Annotated in this window: 16 protein-coding genes, 3 tRNA genes and 1 other RNA gene; 14 read left to right on the top strand and 6 right to left on the bottom strand. The window is 68.9% G+C overall.

Going from position 1 to position 18,298, the window contains the following annotated elements:
• Positions 1-36 precede the first annotated feature (36 nt).
• Together ACZ48Y_RS01325 and ACZ48Y_RS01320 are read left to right on the top strand one after the other, a co-directional pair.
• On the top strand, positions 37-2,325 hold the full coding sequence (locus tag ACZ48Y_RS01325) for a glutamine--tRNA ligase/YqeY domain fusion protein (protein ID WP_464741403.1): 2,289 nt from the start codon (positions 37-39) through the stop codon (positions 2,323-2,325).
• A gap of 27 nt (positions 2,326-2,352) precedes the next feature.
• Positions 2,353-2,429 (top strand) — tRNA-Trp (locus tag ACZ48Y_RS01320).
• A 50-nt stretch (positions 2,430-2,479) separates the two neighbouring features.
• On the opposite strand, the gene ACZ48Y_RS01315 is transcribed toward ACZ48Y_RS01320, so the two are convergent.
• Entirely contained in the window at positions 2,480-2,845 is a 366-nt protein-coding gene (locus ACZ48Y_RS01315; protein ID WP_464741401.1) for a HesB/IscA family protein, read from the bottom strand.
• 78 nt (positions 2,846-2,923) lie between these two features.
• Between ACZ48Y_RS01315 and ACZ48Y_RS01310 the strand changes: the two genes are divergently transcribed.
• Entirely contained in the window at positions 2,924-4,060 is a 1,137-nt protein-coding gene (locus ACZ48Y_RS01310) for a M24 family metallopeptidase (protein WP_464741399.1), read from the top strand.
• Here ACZ48Y_RS01310 and ACZ48Y_RS01305 read toward each other — a convergent pair.
• Complete coding sequence (locus ACZ48Y_RS01305) at positions 4,020-5,363, bottom strand: APC family permease (protein ID WP_464741397.1); 1,344 nt, start codon at positions 5,361-5,363, stop codon at positions 4,020-4,022. The two genes, ACZ48Y_RS01310 and ACZ48Y_RS01305, sit on opposite strands and share 41 nt — an antisense overlap.
• A gap of 48 nt (positions 5,364-5,411) precedes the next feature.
• Positions 5,412-5,761, bottom strand: a transfer-messenger RNA (tmRNA) gene (gene ssrA / locus ACZ48Y_RS01300).
• 102 nt (positions 5,762-5,863) lie between these two features.
• Here ssrA and ACZ48Y_RS01295 point away from each other — a divergent pair.
• Genes ACZ48Y_RS01295 through ACZ48Y_RS01280 form a run of 4 tightly spaced genes read left to right on the top strand, consistent with a single transcriptional unit; the run spans position 5,864 to position 8,590 of the window.
• Positions 5,864-6,883: a homoserine dehydrogenase gene (locus ACZ48Y_RS01295; RefSeq protein ID WP_464741395.1), complete on the top strand. Its 1,020-nt coding sequence runs from the start codon at positions 5,864-5,866 to the stop codon at positions 6,881-6,883.
• A gap of 1 nt (position 6,884) precedes the next feature.
• Positions 6,885-7,955, top strand: a complete 1,071-nt coding sequence (thrC, locus tag ACZ48Y_RS01290) for a threonine synthase (RefSeq protein ID WP_464741392.1) — start codon at positions 6,885-6,887, stop codon at positions 7,953-7,955.
• Between the two features lie 3 nt (positions 7,956-7,958).
• Complete coding sequence (locus ACZ48Y_RS01285; protein WP_464741390.1) at positions 7,959-8,267, top strand: hypothetical protein; 309 nt, start codon at positions 7,959-7,961, stop codon at positions 8,265-8,267.
• On the top strand, positions 8,264-8,590 hold the full coding sequence (locus ACZ48Y_RS01280) for a hypothetical protein (RefSeq protein WP_464741388.1): 327 nt from the start codon (positions 8,264-8,266) through the stop codon (positions 8,588-8,590). Before ACZ48Y_RS01285 ends, ACZ48Y_RS01280 begins: the two co-directional genes overlap by 4 nt.
• Here the strand turns inward: ACZ48Y_RS01280 and ACZ48Y_RS01275 are convergent.
• Both ACZ48Y_RS01275 and ACZ48Y_RS01270 read right to left on the bottom strand, forming a co-directional pair.
• Complete coding sequence (locus ACZ48Y_RS01275; protein ID WP_464741386.1) at positions 8,517-9,512, bottom strand: S41 family peptidase; 996 nt, start codon at positions 9,510-9,512, stop codon at positions 8,517-8,519. The two genes, ACZ48Y_RS01280 and ACZ48Y_RS01275, sit on opposite strands and share 74 nt — an antisense overlap.
• The gene (locus ACZ48Y_RS01270) at positions 9,509-10,945 is read right to left on the bottom strand and encodes an ATP cone domain-containing protein (RefSeq protein WP_464741384.1); all 1,437 of its coding nucleotides are present in this window, start codon (positions 10,943-10,945) and stop codon (positions 9,509-9,511) included. Before ACZ48Y_RS01270 ends, ACZ48Y_RS01275 begins: the two co-directional genes overlap by 4 nt.
• A 60-nt stretch (positions 10,946-11,005) precedes the next feature.
• On the opposite strand from ACZ48Y_RS01270, the gene ACZ48Y_RS01265 reads away from it, so the two are divergent.
• Positions 11,006-11,080: transfer RNA gene (locus ACZ48Y_RS01265), tRNA-Cys, on the top strand.
• An 8-nt stretch (positions 11,081-11,088) separates the two neighbouring features.
• Positions 11,089-11,165: transfer RNA gene (locus ACZ48Y_RS01260), tRNA-Val, on the top strand.
• A 39-nt stretch (positions 11,166-11,204) separates the two neighbouring features.
• Here ACZ48Y_RS01260 and ACZ48Y_RS01255 read toward each other — a convergent pair.
• A complete protein-coding gene (locus ACZ48Y_RS01255) occupies positions 11,205-11,696 on the bottom strand; it encodes a hypothetical protein (RefSeq protein WP_464741382.1) in 492 nt (163 codons plus the stop codon).
• A 120-nt stretch (positions 11,697-11,816) separates the two neighbouring features.
• Here ACZ48Y_RS01255 and ACZ48Y_RS01250 point away from each other — a divergent pair, with 120 nt between their 5' ends.
• From ACZ48Y_RS01250 to ACZ48Y_RS01230, 5 genes are read left to right on the top strand one after another with little or no spacing between them, the layout of a single operon-like run.
• Complete coding sequence (locus ACZ48Y_RS01250) at positions 11,817-13,370, top strand: S8 family peptidase (protein WP_464741380.1); 1,554 nt, start codon at positions 11,817-11,819, stop codon at positions 13,368-13,370.
• 60 nt (positions 13,371-13,430) lie between these two features.
• Complete coding sequence (gene thrS / locus ACZ48Y_RS01245; RefSeq protein ID WP_464741378.1) at positions 13,431-15,380, top strand: threonine--tRNA ligase; 1,950 nt, start codon at positions 13,431-13,433, stop codon at positions 15,378-15,380.
• A complete protein-coding gene (locus ACZ48Y_RS01240) occupies positions 15,381-16,148 on the top strand; it encodes a PaaX family transcriptional regulator (RefSeq protein ID WP_464741376.1) in 768 nt (255 codons plus the stop codon). It abuts the gene before it with no gap.
• A gap of 41 nt (positions 16,149-16,189) precedes the next feature.
• Positions 16,190-16,570 carry a MerR family transcriptional regulator gene (locus ACZ48Y_RS01235; protein ID WP_464741374.1) on the top strand — a complete coding sequence of 127 codons (381 nt, stop codon included), beginning with the start codon at positions 16,190-16,192 and terminating at the stop codon, positions 16,568-16,570.
• A gap of 1 nt (position 16,571) precedes the next feature.
• Positions 16,572-18,179: an acyl-CoA dehydrogenase family protein gene (locus ACZ48Y_RS01230; RefSeq protein ID WP_464741372.1), complete on the top strand. Its 1,608-nt coding sequence runs from the start codon at positions 16,572-16,574 to the stop codon at positions 18,177-18,179.
• The last annotated feature ends 119 nt before the right edge of the window (positions 18,180-18,298 follow it).

The following is an 18,298-nucleotide window of genomic DNA, read 5'->3' as shown; positions in this document are numbered from 1 at the left end:
ACCCCAGGCGTTCGCGGTTTTCGTTAACATACCGCTATGCCGCGCTCGCGGATTCCCTCCGATGAAGAACGCCTGGTCCCCAAGAACTTCCTCACCGAGATCCTCGACGCCGACCTGAAGTCCGGGCGCTACCACGAGATCGTCACCCGCTTTCCTCCCGAGCCCAACGGCTACCCCCACATCGGTCACGCGATCGCGAGCTTCATCGACTGCGGCCTGGCGAAGGACTACCGGGGGCGCTGCCACCTTCGCCTCGACGACACCAACCCCCTGACCGAGGACTGGCGTTACGTCGAGGCCATCATCCGCGACATGGGCTGGTTGGGCTGGCAGTGGCGGGAGCACCTCTACTTCGCCTCGGACTACTTCGAGCGGCTCTACGCGATGGCCGAGGACCTGATCCAGCGCGGCCTGGCCTACGTGGACTCGCTCTCCGAGGAGGAGATCCGGGAATACCGCGGCACCCCGGATCGCCCCGGCCAGCCCAGCCCCTATCGCGAGCGCAGTGTGGAGGAAAACCTGCGTCTCTTTCGCGAGATGCGCGCGTGCAAGCACCCCGAGGGCAGCCACGTGCTCCGCGCCAAGATCGACATGGCCGCCTCCAACATGAAGCTGCGCGACCCCGTGCTCTACCGCATCGTCCACGCCAGCCACTACCGGGCGGGGCCGGGCTGCCTTTATCCGATGTACGACTTCGCCCATCCCCTTTCCGACTACATCGAGGGGGTGACCCACTCCCTTTGCTCCTCGGAGTTCATCGAGAACCGCGCGGTCTACGACTGGCTGGTGGAGAAGCTCGCCGGCAGGGTGGGCCTGCCCGAGTGGCCGCGGCCCAAGCAGATCGAGTTCGGCCGCCGCAGCCTGGAGTACACCGTGGTCTCCAAGCGCAAGCTGATCAAGCTTGTGGAGCGGGGGCTGGTCTCGGGCTGGGACGATCCCCGGATGCCCACCCTCTCCGGCCTGCGCCGGCGCGGGGTGCGCCCCGAAGCGCTGATCCGCTTCGCCCAGCGGGTGGGGATCAGCCGCACCGACCGCACCGTGGACCTGGCGCTCTTGGAGTGGGCGATTCGCGACGACCTCAACCCCGTCGCCCCCCGGGTGATGGCGGTCAGCGAACCCCTCAAGCTGATCCTGGAAAACGTCGAGGGCGAGACCTGGCTCGAGGCCCCCTACTTTCCCCCCGACATTGGCAAGCCGGGGAGCCGCAAGGTGCCCTTTTCCCGGGAACTCTGGGTCGAGCGGGGGGACTTCGCGCTCCAGCCCCCCAAGGGATGGCGGCGGCTCGAGGTGGGCAAGGCCACCCGGCTGCGCCACGCTTACGTGGTGGTGATCGAACAAGCGATCCAAGACGAGGCTGGCGAGGTGGTCGAGCTCAGGGGGCGCATCCTCGAGGACACGCTGAACAAGAATCCCGAAGGCATCAAGGTTCAGGGCGCGATCCACTGGGTCAGCGCAGCGCACGCGCTGCCGGCCACGCTGCGCCTGGTCGACCGGCTCTTCAAGCTGCCGCACCCGGAGGCGCTCGACGACTTCCTGAGCGCCTACAACCCGGAGTCGCTGATCGTCAAGGAAGGCTTCGTCGAACCCAGCGTCCAGGACGACCCCAGGGACACCCGCTATCAGTTCGAGCGGCTCGGCTACTTCTGGCAGGACCCGGTGGACACCCGTCCCGATCGGCTGGTCTTCAACCGCATCGTCACCCTCAAGGACACCTGGGCCAAGCGCCGGGAGGCGGCGCTCAGGACGCCGGAGAAGCCCAAGGCCAAGGCCCAGGCGAGCCCCGGTAAAACGCCCCAGCGCACCCCCGAGGAAGCAGCGATCTACGAGCGCTACCGTGCGCTGGGTCTCGGCGAACAGGAGGCCTGGATCGTCGCCAAAGAACCCCGGATCCGGGCCTACCTCGAGGCCCTCGCCCCCCGCGTCCCCCCCAAACGCGCCGCGCCCTGGGTGGTGCACCTCCTCGGCCCCTGGTTGAAGAAGGACCGCGCGCTCTCCGTCGAGGCGATGCAACGCTTGATCGAGGCGGTGGAGGCGGGCGAGCTCTCCCGCAGCCGGGCCAAGGCGCTGATCGAGCGCGCGCTCGAGGCGGACCATCCCCTCGAGGCGCTCTTGGACGCAGAGCAAACCGCCGCACCCACCGAGGCCGAGCTGCTGGCGATCATCGAGGACCTGCTCGGCGCCCATCCCGACAAGGTCGCGGCCTACCGCGCGGGCAAACAGGGCCTGCTGGGGTTTTTCATCGGTCAGGTGATGCGCCGCACCGAGGGCCGGGCCGATCCCAAGGTGGTCCAAGCGCTGCTCAAACAGCGGCTGGACGAAGCCTAGACGACGTGTTAGAATCTCCCCTCGCGGGGGCCGTTAGCTCAATTGGCTAGAGCACCGGTCTCCAAAACCGGGGGTTGGGGGTTCGAGTCCTCCACGGCCCGCCAAAACGCTCCCCGAGGCAAGCGCCTCGGGGAGCGTTCGTTGGCCTTGGGGCCTAACCCGCGGTGGCCCCGTGCTCGTGGTGATGGTGGTGCCCACCGCAACCGCAGCCCCCGTGCTCGGAGGCCTGGGGCACCTCCTTGGCCCCCTGGATCACGAAGCCAGACCCCGACGGGGACTCGACGAAGTCCACCACCGCCCCTTCCAGGTAGACCACGCTCTTGGGGTCCACGACCAGCGTGAAGCCCTCGAACGCGATCACCTGATCGTCCTCGCGCACCTGGTCGTCGATCGCCATCCGGTAGCGCGAGCAGTTGCACCCCTTCTCCCTCACCAGGATGCGCACCGGCATCCCCTCCGCTTGCTGCTGGCGTAGCGTCTGCCGCAGCATTTCCATGGCCCGTTCGGTCACGTGGATCATACCTATACCCTAGCGTATCTTCGGCTCAAGGGCTACCCCCACCTTGCGCCCACCTCTCGCGCGGGAAAGACTAAGGCAATGTTCGAAGACGCAAGAGAAGCCCTTCGCGACGTCGCCGACGCCTGGCTGCTCGTCGACACCCCCGAGACCAGACGGCTTTTGGGGCTCGAACAGGTCCACCTGACCCGCCCCTTCTTCCTCTTCGTCCCCAGGAAGGACCCCCCGCGGTTGCTCGCCCACGCCCTCGAGCTCTCGAAGTTTCGGGGGCTCGACCTCGATCGCCAAGCCTTCACCACGCACCACGAACGGCGACGCCTCCTCGCCGAGGCCGTCGAGCGCTGGCCCCGCTTGGCCGTGCCCTACAGTCCCGCGGCGGCGATCCCCAGCCTCTCGCGCCTCGACCTCGGCACCGCGGAGCTCCTGCGCGGCCTGGGGGCGGAACTGGTCTCCGACGCCCTGGTGGCGCTCCCCTACGCGCGCTGGGACGCGGGCGCCCTCGCAGCCCACGAGCGGGCCGCAGCGGGGCTCTTGGCGGCGAAGGACGCGGCGCTCCGCTGGCTTTCCGCACGCCTGCCGGACGCCCCGCCGAGCGAGCTGGAGGTCCAGGCCCAGATCCTCCGGGTGCTCGACGATCGGGGCCTGGTCTACGACCACCCGCCGATCGTCGCCTTCGGCCCCCACGCCAGCGATCCGCACTACGCGCCGAGCCCGGAGAGCAACGCCACCTTGCGCCCCGGGGATGCGATCCTCATCGACCTCTGGGCCCGCGAGCCCCAGGGCCCCTACGCGGACATCACCTGGATGGCCGCCTGGCGACCCGGTCCCGAGGTCTACGCCGCCTTTGAGGCGGTGCGCGCCGCGCAGCAAGCCGCGCTGGCGCTGATCCGAGCCGCCCATACGGAAGGGCGCGTCCTGCGCGGCTTCGAGGTCGACCGCGCCGCCCGCGAGGTCCTCGAGGCCCGCGGCTATGGCCCGGCGATCCGCCACCGCACCGGGCATCACCTCGGCTGGGCAAGCCCCCACGGCCCGGGAACCCACCTCGACGACTACGAGACCAAGGACACCCGCCCGCTGATCCCGGGCCTGGCCTTCACCATCGAACCCGGGGTCTACCCCGGCCCGTTTGGCGTGCGGCTCGAGATCGACGTCTACCTCGACGCGTCCGGGCCCAAACTCACCACCGCCGTCGAAGAAGCGCTCGTGGCCTTCTCGTGAACCGCAGCTGGATGCGCCGCCCGGTGGCCCCGCGGTAGATCGCCTCGACGGCCAGGGCCAGGAGGTAGGCCGCCCAGGTGGCGGCCAACGCCGTCGGCCGCTGGCTGAGCTGCCAGTACTGGAGGATCCAAAACGCGGCGAACACCAACAAGAAGGCCGCGAGGATTAGCGCGGGACGGCCGGGGGCTTCTCCCCGCCGCCAGAGGCGGTAGTGGGCGGCGATCACGAAGAGGTAGATGACCATCATCACCGAGCTGGTGATCCCGGCGACGCCCCCGAGGTCGAAGAAGAGCGCGAAGAAAAGGCCCAGCCCGGCGGTGACGAAGAGGCCCTCGCTCGCGCCGAACCAGACCTTGCGCTCAAAGACGCGGGGGAGGTGTCCCTCCCGGGCCAGCGCGTAGGCGATGTTCGCCCCCCCGTAGAGCGTGGCGTTGGTCGCGGAGGCGATGGAAAAGAGCGCCCCCAGCGAGACCAGGAGGTACCCGTACTGCCCGAGGAAGGGTTTGGCGGCCTCGGCGAGCGCGTACTCCTCGGCGCGCACCAGCGCCTCGAGGGGGAGGTTCCCCACCGCGACCACCGCCACCAAGACGTAGATCACCCCGACGATCAGGATCGAGAGGTAGATCGCTCGCGGCACATTGTGCTCGGGGTCCTCGAGGTCCTCGCTGGCATTCGTCACCAGGCCAAAACCCATATAGGACAAAAAGAAGATCGCGGTGGCGAAGAGCGTTTGCTTCATGCTCACGGGATCGAAGCGGGGCAGGATCCACTCCGGCCGCACGCTCCAGATCCCCATCACCACGAAGACGCCGAGCACCGAAAGCTTGATCAGCACGATCCAGAACTCGGCCCGCCCCACGGCTTTGGCACCGAAGAAGTTTAACACGGTAAAGAACGCGATAAAGAGCACCTCGGCCACGCCCATCAGGGGCCCGTGCAAGGGCGCGCCGATCAAGGGCAGAAGGTACCCGGCGAACCCCTTGGCGAAGAGCGCCAGCGAGACCACGTAGCTGAACCACATCAGGATCGCCAGCGCCCCGGTCACCAGGCCGTCGCCGATCCCCCGCACGATGAACGCGATCGGACCGGCGTTGGACACGATGCGCGTGCCCAAACTGGCGTAGGAATAACCGACGGACAGCGCCAGCACACCGGAGAGCACGAACGCCAGGGGCAGGTTGTGCCCGGCGATCCTGGCCCCCAGGCCCAGCATGGTGAAGATGCTGGCCCCGATCATCGTACCCACCGCCAGCGAAACCGCTTCCCAAAGGCCGAGCTTGCCCGCTTTGGCCGCTTCGGTCATGGCCCGATCCTACAAAAGGAATGGGCCCAGCGTGCGCTGGGCCCTGTTTGGTGGAGGCGGCGGGACTCGAACCCGCGTCCGAGGCAGCCTCCGGTGGGCTTCTACGGGCGTAGTCCGTGTTTTGCGTGTCGCCCAGGCTTGGCCCACGGACAGGCGGCCTGGGCCGAGCCCCCTTAGATCTCGGCGAAGCTTAGGGGGCCTCGCTTCGCCCAGCCGGATTTAGGTCCGCCGCTGGCCGAGCCTCCGGCGGGGCTGACCAGGGCGGTGGCGGGGATTAAGCCGCCAGAGCGTAGTTGGTGTCGGCACTTATGCCGTTTGCGGGTTTTTTACGAGGCCACCCGCAACCTCGGCCCGCAACCACACCTTTGGCGTACCCCGTCGAACCCAGGATCGCCCCCACGTTGTTCCCCAGGGTTGACCCTTTGGGGCATACATTATATTAGCAAAATCCCCCGCCTTTGTCGAGTGCTGCAAGGGGCGTGGCCCTTATAATCGCGGGCATGGAGCGATTGCACCTCGCCCTCCTCGGCGCCGGAACCGTGGGTTCTGGCTTTTTGAAGCTTTTAAGCGAGCGCTACGCGCGCTTCGAGGCGCTGGGCGTGGACATCCAGCTCACCGGGATCCTGGTGCGCAGCCTGGAGAAGCCGCGCCCCGAATGGGTACCCAAGAACCTCCTCACCACCGATCCCAACGAGGTCTTGCAGAACGCCGACCTGGTGGTGGAGCTGATGGGCGGCCTGGGGCGCACCCTGGAGCTCGTCGACTACGCGCTCGGCGAGGGCATCCCGGTGATCACCGCCAACAAGCGCATGCTGGCCGAGGCCTGGGAGGACCTTCGACCCTTTGCGGAGGACGGCCTTCTCTACTACGAGGCCAGCGTGATGGCCGGGACCCCGGCGGTGGAGCTGATGTCCGGGTCGCTCCGCGGCAACTACCCGATCGAGCTGCACGGGGTGCTCAACGGCACCACCACCTACATCCTCTCCCGCATGGAGGCCGGGAAATCCTTCGCCGAGGCCCTCGACGAAGCCCAGAAGAAGGGCTACGCGGAGGCCGACCCGGTGTTCGACGTGGGCGGTCTGGACGCGGCCCACAAGCTCACCGTGCTCGCCCGGCTGATCGCTGACCCGGACCTTCCCTGGGAAGCGGTCAAGGCCAGCACCCGCGGCATCCAACACCTTCGGCCGGAAACGGTGATGGACGCCGCCGACCGCGGCCAGGTCATCCGTCTGGTCGCCAGCCTCTTCGGTGAGGGCGGGGTCTGGAAGGCCAAGGTGCGGCCGGTGAGGTTGCCCAAGGGCCACCCGCTCGCGGTCCAGGGCTCGCAAAACGCCCTGGCCTTCCGTGGCGACGCGGTCGGAGAGGTACAGGTCAAGGGGATCGGGGCCGGGGGGACGGCGACCGCCGCGGCGGTCCTCGCCGATCTCTTCCGCTTCCTGGAGGGCTACCCCGGGCATGCTCCGCTCCCCATTGCCACCCCGGCGCCGGCGGAGCCGGTCGAGGTCTTCGAAGAGGTCTGAGGTGCGCGTCCCGCTGATCGAGCGCTACCGCGACCGCCTCCCGGTGGGTCCGAGCACGCCGGTGGTCAGCCTCCTCGAGGGCTCGACCCCCCTCCTGCCCCTCAAAGGCCCCAAGGAGGCCACGGCCAAGGGCATCCAGCTCTACGCCAAGTACGAGGGATTGAACCCCACAGCCTCCTTCAAGGACCGGGGCATGACCCTCGCGGTCTCCAAGGCCCTGGAAGAAGGGGCCCGGGCGATCGCCGCCGCGAGCACCGGCAACACCTCGGCCTCCGCCGCGGCCTACGCCGCCCGGGCTGGCATCAAAGCGATCGTCGTCCTTCCCGCGGGCTACGTGGCGCTGGGCAAGATCGCCCAGACCCTGGTGCACGGTGCCCGGGTGGTGCAGATCGCGGGCAACTTCGACGACGCGCTGCGCCTGGTGCGAGCCCTGACCGAAGCCTACCCGGTGGCCCTGGTGAACTCGGTCAACCCCTACCGCATCGAGGGGCAAAAAACCCTGGCCTTCGAGGTCGTCGACGACCTCGGCGAGGCCCCAGACTACCACGCCCTGCCCGTGGGCAACGCCGGCAACATCACCGCCCACTGGAAGGGCTACAAAGAGCTCCTGGCCGACGGCGTCATCGCCCGGGCGCCCAAGATGCTGGGCTTCCAGGCCGAGGGGGCCGCGCCGATCGTTCGGGGCGCTCCGGTGGAGCGCCCGGAGACCATCGCCACCGCGATCCGGATCGGGCATCCGGCGAGCTGGGAAGGGGCGGTCCAGGCCCGGGAGGCGTCCGGCGGCGCCATCGAGGCGGTGAGCGACGCGGAGATCCTCGCGGCCTGGCACTACCTGGCGGCCGAGGAAGGCCTCTTCGTGGAACCGGCGAGCGCCGCGTCGCTGGCCGGGGTTTGGCGCTGGCTCAAGGAAGACCGCATCCCCCCGGAAAGCCGGGTGGTCCTCACCCTGACCGGCCACGGACTCAAGGACCCGGACACCGCCCAACGCGAGGCGCGCTTACCGAACCCCGTGCCGGCCACGCTGGACGCCGTCGCGAAGGCCGCAGGGCTCGAGGCAACGGGTAAACTCTAAGGCATGGACGCGAAGCCAAAGCAGCGTAAGGAACCCTTTCCCGGCGCCTACTTCCTGGGCCTGGCCATCACCCTTTTGACCCTCTACCTGGTGCTCGTCGTGACCAGCTTTCTGCCCCCGTTCTATGCCGGTCTCTTCGGCGCCTTCCTCTTGGGCCTGACCGCCAACCCGCGCTACGCGCTCTGGTTCCTGGCCGTGGGGCTGGTGAGCATCGTCCTCGGCTACGCCGCCCAGGAACCGATGGTCGCCGGGGGCGGGATCGGGCTCAGCCTGGCCGAGCTGGTCCTGCTCTTCCTCCGGAGGCGAGCTTGAAGCCGGCCTGGCTGGCCCGGGTGCTGGTCTGGGCCGGAGCCCTGCTCTTCGTCTACTGGGGCATCTTGAACAACTACGACCCGGGCGCGGCGTTCTCCGTGGGCGTGATGCTCGGGGCCGGCACCCTGGTCTACAACGGCCGCCCCCGGCCGGTGCCGCTGATCCTGGTGATCGCGGTGCTCGTCGGCGCCATCGAGTTCGCGATCCCCGCCCTCTTAAAGAACCGCACCGCGAACCCGCTGGAGTTCCTCACCGGCTACCTGATCGGGTTTCTCTCCCCGTACCTGGCGTGGCGTCTTCAAGGTAGCGAAGCGCAGCGTTGAGGGCCTCGTCGGAGGGAGCTTCGAGGTCCGGCTCGACGCCGCGCCCCTCCCAGGTCGGCCCGCTGAGCGGCGCCAGCACCCCGGTGGCGATCAAGGCCATCGCCCCTTCGGGAAAGCAGTAAGGCACCACGGCCTCGGTGTTCCCCGCGGTGCGCTCCCCGATTAAGACCGCGCGCCCCGCCTGCTTGAGCGCCCCCGCGAGGCCCTCGGCGGCGGAGTTGACGTTGCCGTCGATGAGCACCGCCAGCGGCCGGCCCGCGGTCGGCGGCTGGCCCCAAAAGGGAAGCGTGGGCAAGGGGATCCCCCCGGCCCCGCGGAGCACCAGCCGCCAGGGCCAGCCGCGCAAAAAGAGCGCGGCGGTGCGGGCCATCTCGTAGACCAGCCCGCCGGGGTTCCCGCGCAGGTCAAGCACGTAGCCCCGGGCCTCGGGATGGTCGGCGATCGCCTCGGCGAGGCGGTCGAAGTTCCCCGCGGCCACCAGGTTGGGCAGGTCGAGCACCAACGACCCCGCCTCCATCCGGGCCTCGACGGTGCCCCATACCCCGCCCTCCGCCTCTTCGGCGGGCGCCGGGGGCGGCACCGGAGGCGGTTCCTCCCAGACCTCCGGGTAGGGCACGCGGTAACAGGCCCCATCGGACAGGGCCCGGGCCTCCTCCGGGCCCAAGAAGGTGGTGTGACCGTCGCCGAGCTCGGCGTACATGCGGCGGATTAACGCGTAGACCTCGTCCCAACCCTTGGCCTGCGCCGCGCGCTCGAGGTAGCGCGCGCGCACCGCGTCCCAGTCCACGCCGTGAAGGTTCGGATCGTAGTAGAAGTCCTTGACCAAGCGCCAGGCCACCTCGACGCGCTCGGTGTAGGCCGCGGGCGTCGCGGCCAGCGCCATGCCCACCAACAGCCAAAGGATGCCCCAAAGCCGCTTCATGCTTCAGCCTCCAACGGGTAGACCTCCGAGATGCGCTCGGCAATGACCTCGAGCCCCTTCTCCACCGCCTTGTCGTGGTCCTCCCCGGGGATGACCGGGATGTCGGTGGCCTCGGCGAGCTCGATGAGGTAGTCCTGGATCCAGCGGATCTCGCGGAAGTGCTCGAGGTAGCGCGCCTTGGGACGCTTGGCGCCGGTCTCCCGCTCGCGATAGAGAAAGCGCGAGCGGTGCACCGCTTCGTCCTTCAAGACGACGATCATCGGCACCTCGATGATCGCCTCGTGGTGGTCGTGGGAAAGCTGCGGAGGGACGACGTGCACCCCCTCCATGACCAGGCTGGTGGCCTCCCGCGCGGAGCGCTCCTGGATCGCCCGCAAGCCCACCGCGACCCGGGCCGCCTGGTCCAAAAACCCCCGCACCACGCGCTTGGGCGTGGGGGTCTTGCGCTGTTCGTAGAACGCCAGCACCCGCCAGGCCTCGAAGGTCGAGACGTGGAGGCTGGGCACGAGCTCCCGGGGCACGGTGGCGCGCAGGATCTCGCGCACCGAGTCCGACCCCACCAGGCGGGTGATGCCCAGGCGCCAGGCCAGCGCCGAGGCCAGGGCGCTCTTCCCCACCCCGGTCACGCCCCCGATCAAGAGGTGCAGGGGCCGATCCAACCGGCGCGCCATGCGCAAGAGCAAATAGCGGCGGGCGAGGTCCTCGCCGGCCTCGGCCTTGATCCGCTGGTAGACCAGATCCCTGAGCTCCGGGCGGGTGATCACCCGCTTGCCCGCCTCCAAGAGGGCCCGCTCCACCTCCCGCGCCAGCCGGTAGGCCCGCTCCGGGGAGAGCCCGGCGCTCATCACCGATTGCGCGAGGATCCCCTTGGAGAAGGGGACCCGTGGCTCCCCCTCGGGCTCGGCGACGAAGAGCTCGCCCATCAGGTGGCGACGTTCGCGGTAGCGCCAAAGCGCCTCCTTCCCGGCGCGCTCGGCGATCGCCTCGGAGATCATGGCCTCGAGGACCGCCTCGGGCACCCGCCGCTGCCCCTCGCGGCGCAGCCGCTCCTCGATCGCCTTGGCGATGGCGAAGGCCTGGGGCAGGTCAAAGCCGGCCTCCTCCAGGCTGCGCGCCAACACCCCCTTGGAGAAGGGCCGCGATCCTTCTGGCCCTTCGACCAGGATCTCCTCGTAGCTCTGCACCTGGCGGGCCAGCCGCTTCGCCACGCGCTCCGCGCCCCGTTCGCGGAGCTTCTTCTGCAGCAGCTGCTTCAGCTCGTCGAGGGTGACCCGGGTCTGATCCCGGGCGAGGAGCTCGGCCTCCAACGCGCGCACCAGGGCCTCGGCGTCCTCGCGCTTGAGGCCGGCCCGAACCAGGGACTCGGCGACCAGCCCTCGGGAAAAGGGCCAGCGATAGCCTCGACGGGTGCGGATCTGAATCTCGGGTTCCATCGTGAAACCGCCGAAGTTGACGGCGTCCTAGGCGCATGCTAGCATGAAATCCGGCTGCGGGGCGCCGTAGCCAAGTGGTAAGGCAGAGGTCTGCAAAACCTCGATTCGCCGGTTCGAATCCGGCCGGCGCCTCCAAAACCCAAGGGCGCGTAGCTCAGGTGGCTAGAGCGCCGTCTTGACACGGCGGAGGTCAGAGGTTCAAGTCCTCTCGCGCCCACCAGAAGGCCCCCAAGCGGGGCCTTTTTCCTTATCGCGTCGGCTACCAGCGATAGCCCACGGAGAAGGCGGGAAGCATCGCCTCTTCGGAAAAGAGCACCGAGGCTTCAGCCCCGATCCCCCCAAACCAGTAGGTCAGGCCGGCTCCGCCAAGCCAAAGCGAACGCGCCGGCCCGTCACCAAGGCGCACCGGCGCCCAGATCAAGCGCCCGCTCAGGGTCACCGGGCCGGCATCCAAGAGCAAGGCGGAAGCCATCCAGGGGCCGGGGAGCCCCACCGTCCCGCGAAGGGCAAGCCCCGGTGCCAGGGCGAGCTTGGCGTAGGCCCCGACGCCGGTCTGGGCCACCAGGCCGAACTCCCGCCCACCGTCGCCCCAGGCCACGGCCACGTAGGGCAAGGGCGCAACCTCCTTGCCCACCGCCAGGGAGATGCCCGCCGTGCCCGCCGGACCCTCGACCGGTTGCGCGGGCATCAAGGTGGCCACCGGGGCGCATCCGGCAAGCAGCACCAGCAAGAGCAAGAACCCGCGCTTCATGGTCCTGCCATTTTAGCAAACCTTTGCCAAGGGCTTGACGTTCTGAACCCGGCACATAAAAATCGGGATCACCCGGAAAAACAATGTCTCCGGGAAAACGGCAAGGGAGGGTTTTTTGCTATGAAGCTAAGGTTCATCGGCGTTTTGTTGATGCTCGGTCTGCTCTTTGCCGGCTGCGGTCCGACGGGCCAGACCCCGGCCGGCCTCCCCCCCGGCGAGGCCACGGCGCGGGTGCTGGGACTCGACCAGCCGGATCGCATCGCCGGCCAGTACATCGTGGTCTTCAAAAAGGGGCGGGCCGGCCAGGTGCTGGCCGGCCTGAAGCAGGGCGCGGTGAGCGGCCTGAGCGCGCTGGGCGTGGATCCCACCGGGGTCGAGGTACAAAACGTCTACACCGCGGCGCTCGAAGGGTTCTCCGCCCGGCTGACCGACGAGGCGCTGAAGGCCCTGGCCGCGAGTCCAGTGGTCGCCTACATCGAGGCCGACCGGCGCATCTCGCTGGCCGCGACCCAGAGCGGGGCCACCTGGGGCCTTGACCGGATCGACCAGCGCGACCTTCCTCTGGACGGCGCCTACACCTACACCGCGACCGGGCAGGGGGTGCACGTCTACGTCATCGACACCGGCATCCGCACCACCCATCAGGAGTTCTCCGGGCGCATCGGCGACGGCTACACGGCGATCGACGACGGCTTCGGCGTCGAAGATCAAAACGGCCACGGCACCCACGTCGCGGGCACCATCGGAGGCACCACCTACGGCGTGGCCAAGGGCGTGACCCTGCACCCGGTGCGGGTCCTCGACGCGAACGGCTCGGGGACCACCTCCGGGGTCATCGCCGGCGTGGACTGGGTCGCGCAAAACCACCAAAGCCCGGCGGTGGCCAACATGAGCCTCGGCGGGGGGGTCAGCCAGGCGCTCGACGACGCGGTGCGGAACGCGATCGCTTCCGGCGTGACCTTCGCGGTGGCCGCCGGCAACGAGAACACCGACGCCTGCACCAAGTCCCCGGCCCGCGTCGCCGAGGCCCTGACCGTCGCCGCCAGCGACGACGCCGATACCCGCGCCTCCTTCTCCAACTACGGCAGCTGCGTCGACCTCTTCGCGCCCGGCGTCAACATCACCTCCGCCTGGAACACCGGCGACACCGCGACCAACACCATCTCCGGCACCTCGATGGCCACCCCCCACGTCGCCGGCGTGGCCGCGCTCTATTTGGAGACGCACCCCGGCGACAGCCCGGCCACGGTCAAGCAGGCGATCCTGGACAGCGCCAGCGCCGGGCGCATCAGCCAGACCAACGGCTCCCCGAACCGCCTCCTCTTTAGCGGGCTGACCCCGGAGACCGGTGGCGGTGGGGATAGCGCCCCCTGCACGGCCTGCGAGCACTACACCGGCAGCCTGGCCTACAGCGGCGACTACGAATACCAACCGAACGGTACCTACTTCTACTACGGTGGCGGGACGCTCGAGGGCTGGCTCGTCGGCCCCGCGGGCACCGACTTCGACCTCTACCTCTGGAAGTGGAGCGGCGGGCGCTGGCGCACGGTGGCCAGCTCGACCAGCTACACCTCGTCGGAGTCCATCCGCTACGCGGCCCGGGCCGGCTACTACGTCTGGCGCATCGAGTCCTACGCCGGCGCCGGCGGCTACGACTTCTGGATGAAGCGCTAAGCGCGCGTACGGCGGCCCCCGCCTCTGGGCGGGGGCCTTATTTTTGATAAAGTTCAGCGTATGAACGTCCGCCTCCCCGATGGCCGGAGCATCGAGCTCAAGGAAGGCGCCACCGCCCGCGACCTAGCCGAAGCCCTGGGCGGGCGCTGGCCCAAGGAAGCCGTGGGCGCGATCGTCGACGGCGAGCTCTACGACCTCTTCAAACCCCTCCCCGAAGGGGCCGAGGTGCGGCTGATCACCCGCAAGGATCCCGAGTACCAGCACCTCTTCCGCCACACCCTGGCCCACGTCCTGGCCCAGGCGGTGCGCGAGTTCTTCGAGAAGAAGGGCTACCCCGCGCATTCGGTCAAGCTCGGGGTGGGGCCGGTCATCGAGCACGGCTTCTACTACGACATCGACGCCCCGGAGCCGATCTCCGACGCCGACCTGCCGGAGATCGAGAAGCTCATGCGCGACATCCTCAAGCGTGACCTTCCCCTCCGGCGCTACGAGCTGCCGCGGGAAGCGGCGCTCGCCCGCTTTCAGGGCAAGGACCCCTACAAGGTCGAGCTCATCGCCGACATCCCCGAGGGCGAGCCGATCAGCTTCTACGAACAGGAGGGCTTCACCGACCTCTGCCGCGGTCCCCACGTGCCCCGGACCGGGATGATCCCACCCCACTTCAAGCTCACCCACGTCGCCGGGGCCTACTTCAAGGGCGACGCAACCAAACCCCAGATGCAGCGGGTCTACGGGGTCGCCTTCCGCAACAAGGAGGAGCTCAAGGACTACCTATGGCGCCTGGAAGAAGCCAAAAAGCGCGACCACCGGCGGATTGGACGCGAACTTGAGCTCTTCCTGATCGACCCCATGGTCGGCAAGGGCCTCGTCCTTTGGCTGCCCAAGGGGAACGTGGTGCGCGAGGCCCTCATCGCCTACATGCGCGAAGAGCAGCAAAAGCGCGGGTACCAGCTGGTCACCACCCCGCACATCGGGAGCCTCGAGCTCTACCGCACCTCCGGCCACTACCCCTACTACGCGGAGAGCCAGTTCCCCCCGATGCAGCTCGAAGAGGGCGAGGCCTACCTCCTCAAACCGATGAACTGCCCCCACCACATCCGCATCTACGCGGCGAGGAAGCGCTCCTATCGCGAGCTCCCGCTGCGCCTTGCGGAGTTCGGCACCGTCTACCGCTACGAGCAGTCCGGCGAGCTCCACGGCCTCACCCGGGTCCGCGGCTTCACCCAGGACGACGCCCACATCTTCTGCACCCCGGAGCAGGTCAAGTCCGAGTTTAAGGACGTGATCGACCTCACCCTGAAGGTCTTCGACACCCTGGGGCTGAAGGACTTTAGGGCCCGGATCGGGACCCGCGACCCGAGCTCGGACAAGTACGTCGGCGACGACGCCCACTGGGACTTGGCGGAACGCCAGATCCAGGAGGCGGCGACCGAGATGGGCTTGGCCTACACCGTCGAGGAGGGGGACGCGGCCTTCTACGGGCCCAAGCTGGACTTCGTGGTCAAGGACGCCCTGGGCCGGGAGTGGCAGCTGGGCACGATCCAGGTCGACTACAACCTGCCCGAGCGCTTCGGCATCGCCTACACCGGACCCGACGGGGCCGAGCACCGTCCGGTGATGATCCACCGCGCCCCCTTTGGCTCGATCGAGCGCTTCATGGGCATCCTCATCGAGCACTTCGCCGGCGAGTTCCCCCTCTGGCTGGCCCCGGTCCAGGTGGCGATCGTGCCCATCGCCGACCGCCACCACGCTTATGCCCGGACGGTCTGGGAACGGCTCACCGCCGCCGGCCTGCGCGCCGAGGTGGACACCCGGGCGGAGCGCATGCAGGCCAAGATCCGGGACTGGGAAACGCAAAAGGTCCCGGTCATCCTGGTCGTCGGCGACCGGGAGGCCGAGGAGGGCACGGTCGCGGTGCGCGACCGGCGCACCCAGACCCGGGAGACGAAGCCCCTGGAAGCGGTGATCGCGGACCTCGTCGAACGGGTTCGCACCCGGAGCTTGGTCTAGGTGCGCGCCCGCTCCACCCTCTTCACCCTCTTCGCCGAGTTCCTCCACGAAACCGGCGAGGCCCCGGTCGCGCTCCTGGTGCGCTGGATGCGCCTGCTCGGGTTCTCCGAGGCCGCGACCCGGGCGGCGATCTCGCGCAGCCTGGCCCGGGGCTGGCTGGAACGGGTGCCCAGGGAAAAGGGCCGCTACCGCCTCCACCCCCGGGTGCGCTGGCAGGTGGCCCAAGTCCGCCGCCGGCTCTATGGCAGCGAGCCACCCTGGGACGGGCGGCTTAGGCTCCTGCTCTACCACGTCCCCGAAGCCCGGCGTCCGGACCGCGACCGCTTTCGCAAGGAGCTCCTCTTGCTCGGGTTCGGCACCCCCTTCGCCGGCGTCTGGCTGACCCCGAGCCCCCGGCTCGACGCGGCCCGGGACCTGGTGCGCTTTTACCAGCTCGAAGCCTACGCCTTGCTCTTCACCGCCGAGGGCTACGGGGAGGTGCGGGCCCCCGAGCTGGTGGCCCGGAGCTACGACCTTGAGGCCGCCCGGCGGGCGCTCGAAGCCTTCCTCCAAACCCCCTTTGCAAACCCCGAGACCCCCGAGGCGGCGTTCGCCGAGCTGGTGCGCCTGGTGCATGCCAGGCGCAAGCTGCTCTTTTCCGATCCCGGCCTGCCGGAGGCGCTCTTGCCCGAGGGCTGGCCCGGGAAGGCCGTTCAGACCACCTTTCTCGCCCGCCGCGAGCAGCTGAGCGCGCTCGCCGGACCGATCCTCGGCGCGCGGGCCCCATAGAGGTTGCAGCTTACGTAAACGTAAGGTTACCCTCTCCTTACATGCCGGACGGCAAACCGCGTTACCGCATCGGTGACCTGGTGCGCGAGTTCGACGTCACCCCGCGCACGCTGCGCTATTACGAAGAGCTCGGCCTCCTCTCCCCCGAACGCAGGGGACAGGCACGCTACTACAGCGACCGCGACCGCGTGCGACTCCGGCTCATCCTTCGCGGCCGCCGCCTTGGGTTCAGCCTGGAGGAAATCGCCAAGGTCCTCGCTCTTTACGACCAGGACAGGTCCGGCAAGGCGCAAATCCGGGAGGTATTGAGGATGGGCAAACAAAAGCTGAAGGAGATCGAGGCCCAGATCGGTGAGCTCGAGGCTTTGAAGGCGGAGATCGAGGAACGGTCGCGGGTGTTGCGACGCCTACTGGAGGAGTGAGATGCAAGAGATTTCCTACGCGTACGGCAAAAACCATTACCTGGAGGACCCCGAACTGCGGGAGATCTTGCCCGGCTTTTGGCCAGAGGCGAAGGCGCACGAGGCGGAGCTTGCCGACTGGGGCGAGTGGATGGGCAAGGAGGTCTACGCCACCGCCTACCATATCGATCAGCAGGCCGGTCCGGTCCTGGTCATGCACGACCTCGACGGACGGCGCGTCGACCGCGTTCGGCTCTCCCCGGCCCAGGAAGCGGTGCTCAAACAACTGCGACCGATCAACCGTCCCCCCTACGAAGGGGGGCGCTGGCAGCACCACTTTGCGCTCGGCTATCTGCTCGCCGATCCCGGCCTCTACTGCATCCTCACCATCACCCACCAGGTGGCGTACCCCCTTCACAAGTACGCACCGGACCTCGTCGCGTGGGCAAAGGCGGTGCTCTACGGCGACGCCTTCGGCGCGACCTGGATGACCGAGATCCAAGGGGGAAGCGACCTCGGCGCGAACCGGACCACCGCCCGACGGGAGGGGGAGCACTGGCGGCTCTTTGGCGGGGACAAGTACTTCGCCTCCGGGGCCGGGCTGGCCGACGTCGCCATCACCACCGCCCGACCCAAGGGGGCCCCGCCCGGCCCCAAGGGCCTCGCCCTGTTCCTGCTGCCCCGGCTCGACCGCGAGGGCCAGCTCAACTTCCGGGTGCGCCGGCTCAAAGCGAAGAGCGGCACCCGGGCAGTGCCCTCCGGGGAGGTGGAGCTCGAGGGCAGCGAAGCCTACCTGATCGGTGAGGCCCAAAGCGGCATCTACTACACCCTGGAGACGCTCACGGTTTCCCGACTGGCCAACGCGGTGGCCGGGATGGGCATCGCGGCCAAGGCGCTTTTGGAAACCCGCGAGCGGGTCCGGCGGCGCACCGCCTTCGGGCGCCCCCTGATCGACCTGCCCCTGGTCCGTCGGGACCTGATCGAGCTTAGGTTGCGCCAGGCCGGCGGGCTGGCCCTGGCCTTCGCCGCGGTGGAGGCCTTCGACCGCGCCTGGCACGAAGTCCCGCCCTACTCCCAGGCCTACCACTACGCCCGCTTCCTCTCCCACCTGGCCAAAAACCGTACCGCCGACCACACCGCCGAGATCACCCGGCTGGCCATGGAGCTCTTCGGGGGTCTGGGGTTCCTAGAGGAATACGCGGTCGCCCGCTGGCACCGGGAGGCGCTGATCACCCCGATCTGGGAGGGCCCGAGCAACATCCAGGCGCTGGACATGCTCGAGGCCATGCAGAAGAAACGTGCCCACGAGCCCTACCTCGCCTTCCTGGAGGAGCGGCTGGCCACCCGCTCCGAGCCCGAGGCTGCACTCGCGCTGACCACCGCCCGGGACACCCTCGAGGCTCTAAGGGCCAGCGACCCCGAGGCCGCCGCCTTCCAAGCCAAAGACGCCCTGACGCGCCTTGCCGACGCCCTCACGGTGGCTCTGCTCTACGGGCTTGAGGCCAAGGCGGGACCGGTCTACCGCCAGCTCGCGGGGCTCTACGCGACCCGGTTCCTGGCCGGCGAACCGCTGCCCGCGTGGGCCCTGAAGGTCGAGGAACTCTACGACCCGGAGGTGGTGCGTGCGTAGCCTGGTGGTGCACGAGATCCTGCGGCGGGCGGCCGAACTCAACCCGAGGTCGAGCTGGTCGACCCCGCAGGCCGCGAAACCTACGCCGAGGCCTGGCAGAACGTCCTCCGCCTGGCCGA

This window comes from Rhabdothermus arcticus (assembly GCF_055382915.1).
This window is presented reverse-complemented; position numbering and strand designations above follow the sequence as displayed.

Excerpts from the sequence above, each read along its gene's own strand:
- ACZ48Y_RS01325 (WP_464741403.1), top strand. The coding sequence starts at position 37 with ATGCCGCGCTCGCGGATTCCCTCCGATGAAGAACGCCTGGTCCCCAAG.
- ACZ48Y_RS01315 (WP_464741401.1), bottom strand. The coding sequence starts at position 2,845 with ATGATCCACGTGACCGAACGGGCCATGGAAATGCTGCGGCAGACGCTA.
- ACZ48Y_RS01310 (WP_464741399.1), top strand. The coding sequence starts at position 2,924 with ATGTTCGAAGACGCAAGAGAAGCCCTTCGCGACGTCGCCGACGCCTGG.
- ACZ48Y_RS01305 (WP_464741397.1), bottom strand. The coding sequence starts at position 5,363 with ATGACCGAAGCGGCCAAAGCGGGCAAGCTCGGCCTTTGGGAAGCGGTT.
- ACZ48Y_RS01295 (WP_464741395.1), top strand. The coding sequence starts at position 5,864 with ATGGAGCGATTGCACCTCGCCCTCCTCGGCGCCGGAACCGTGGGTTCT.
- ACZ48Y_RS01285 (WP_464741390.1), top strand. The coding sequence starts at position 7,959 with ATGGACGCGAAGCCAAAGCAGCGTAAGGAACCCTTTCCCGGCGCCTAC.
- ACZ48Y_RS01275 (WP_464741386.1), bottom strand. The coding sequence starts at position 9,512 with ATGAAGCGGCTTTGGGGCATCCTTTGGCTGTTGGTGGGCATGGCGCTG.
- ACZ48Y_RS01270 (WP_464741384.1), bottom strand. The coding sequence starts at position 10,945 with ATGGAACCCGAGATTCAGATCCGCACCCGTCGAGGCTATCGCTGGCCC.
- ACZ48Y_RS01255 (WP_464741382.1), bottom strand. The coding sequence starts at position 11,696 with ATGAAGCGCGGGTTCTTGCTCTTGCTGGTGCTGCTTGCCGGATGCGCC.
- ACZ48Y_RS01250 (WP_464741380.1), top strand. The coding sequence starts at position 11,817 with ATGAAGCTAAGGTTCATCGGCGTTTTGTTGATGCTCGGTCTGCTCTTT.
- thrS (WP_464741378.1), top strand. The coding sequence starts at position 13,431 with ATGAACGTCCGCCTCCCCGATGGCCGGAGCATCGAGCTCAAGGAAGGC.
- ACZ48Y_RS01235 (WP_464741374.1), top strand. The coding sequence starts at position 16,190 with ATGCCGGACGGCAAACCGCGTTACCGCATCGGTGACCTGGTGCGCGAG.
- ACZ48Y_RS01230 (WP_464741372.1), top strand. The coding sequence starts at position 16,572 with ATGCAAGAGATTTCCTACGCGTACGGCAAAAACCATTACCTGGAGGAC.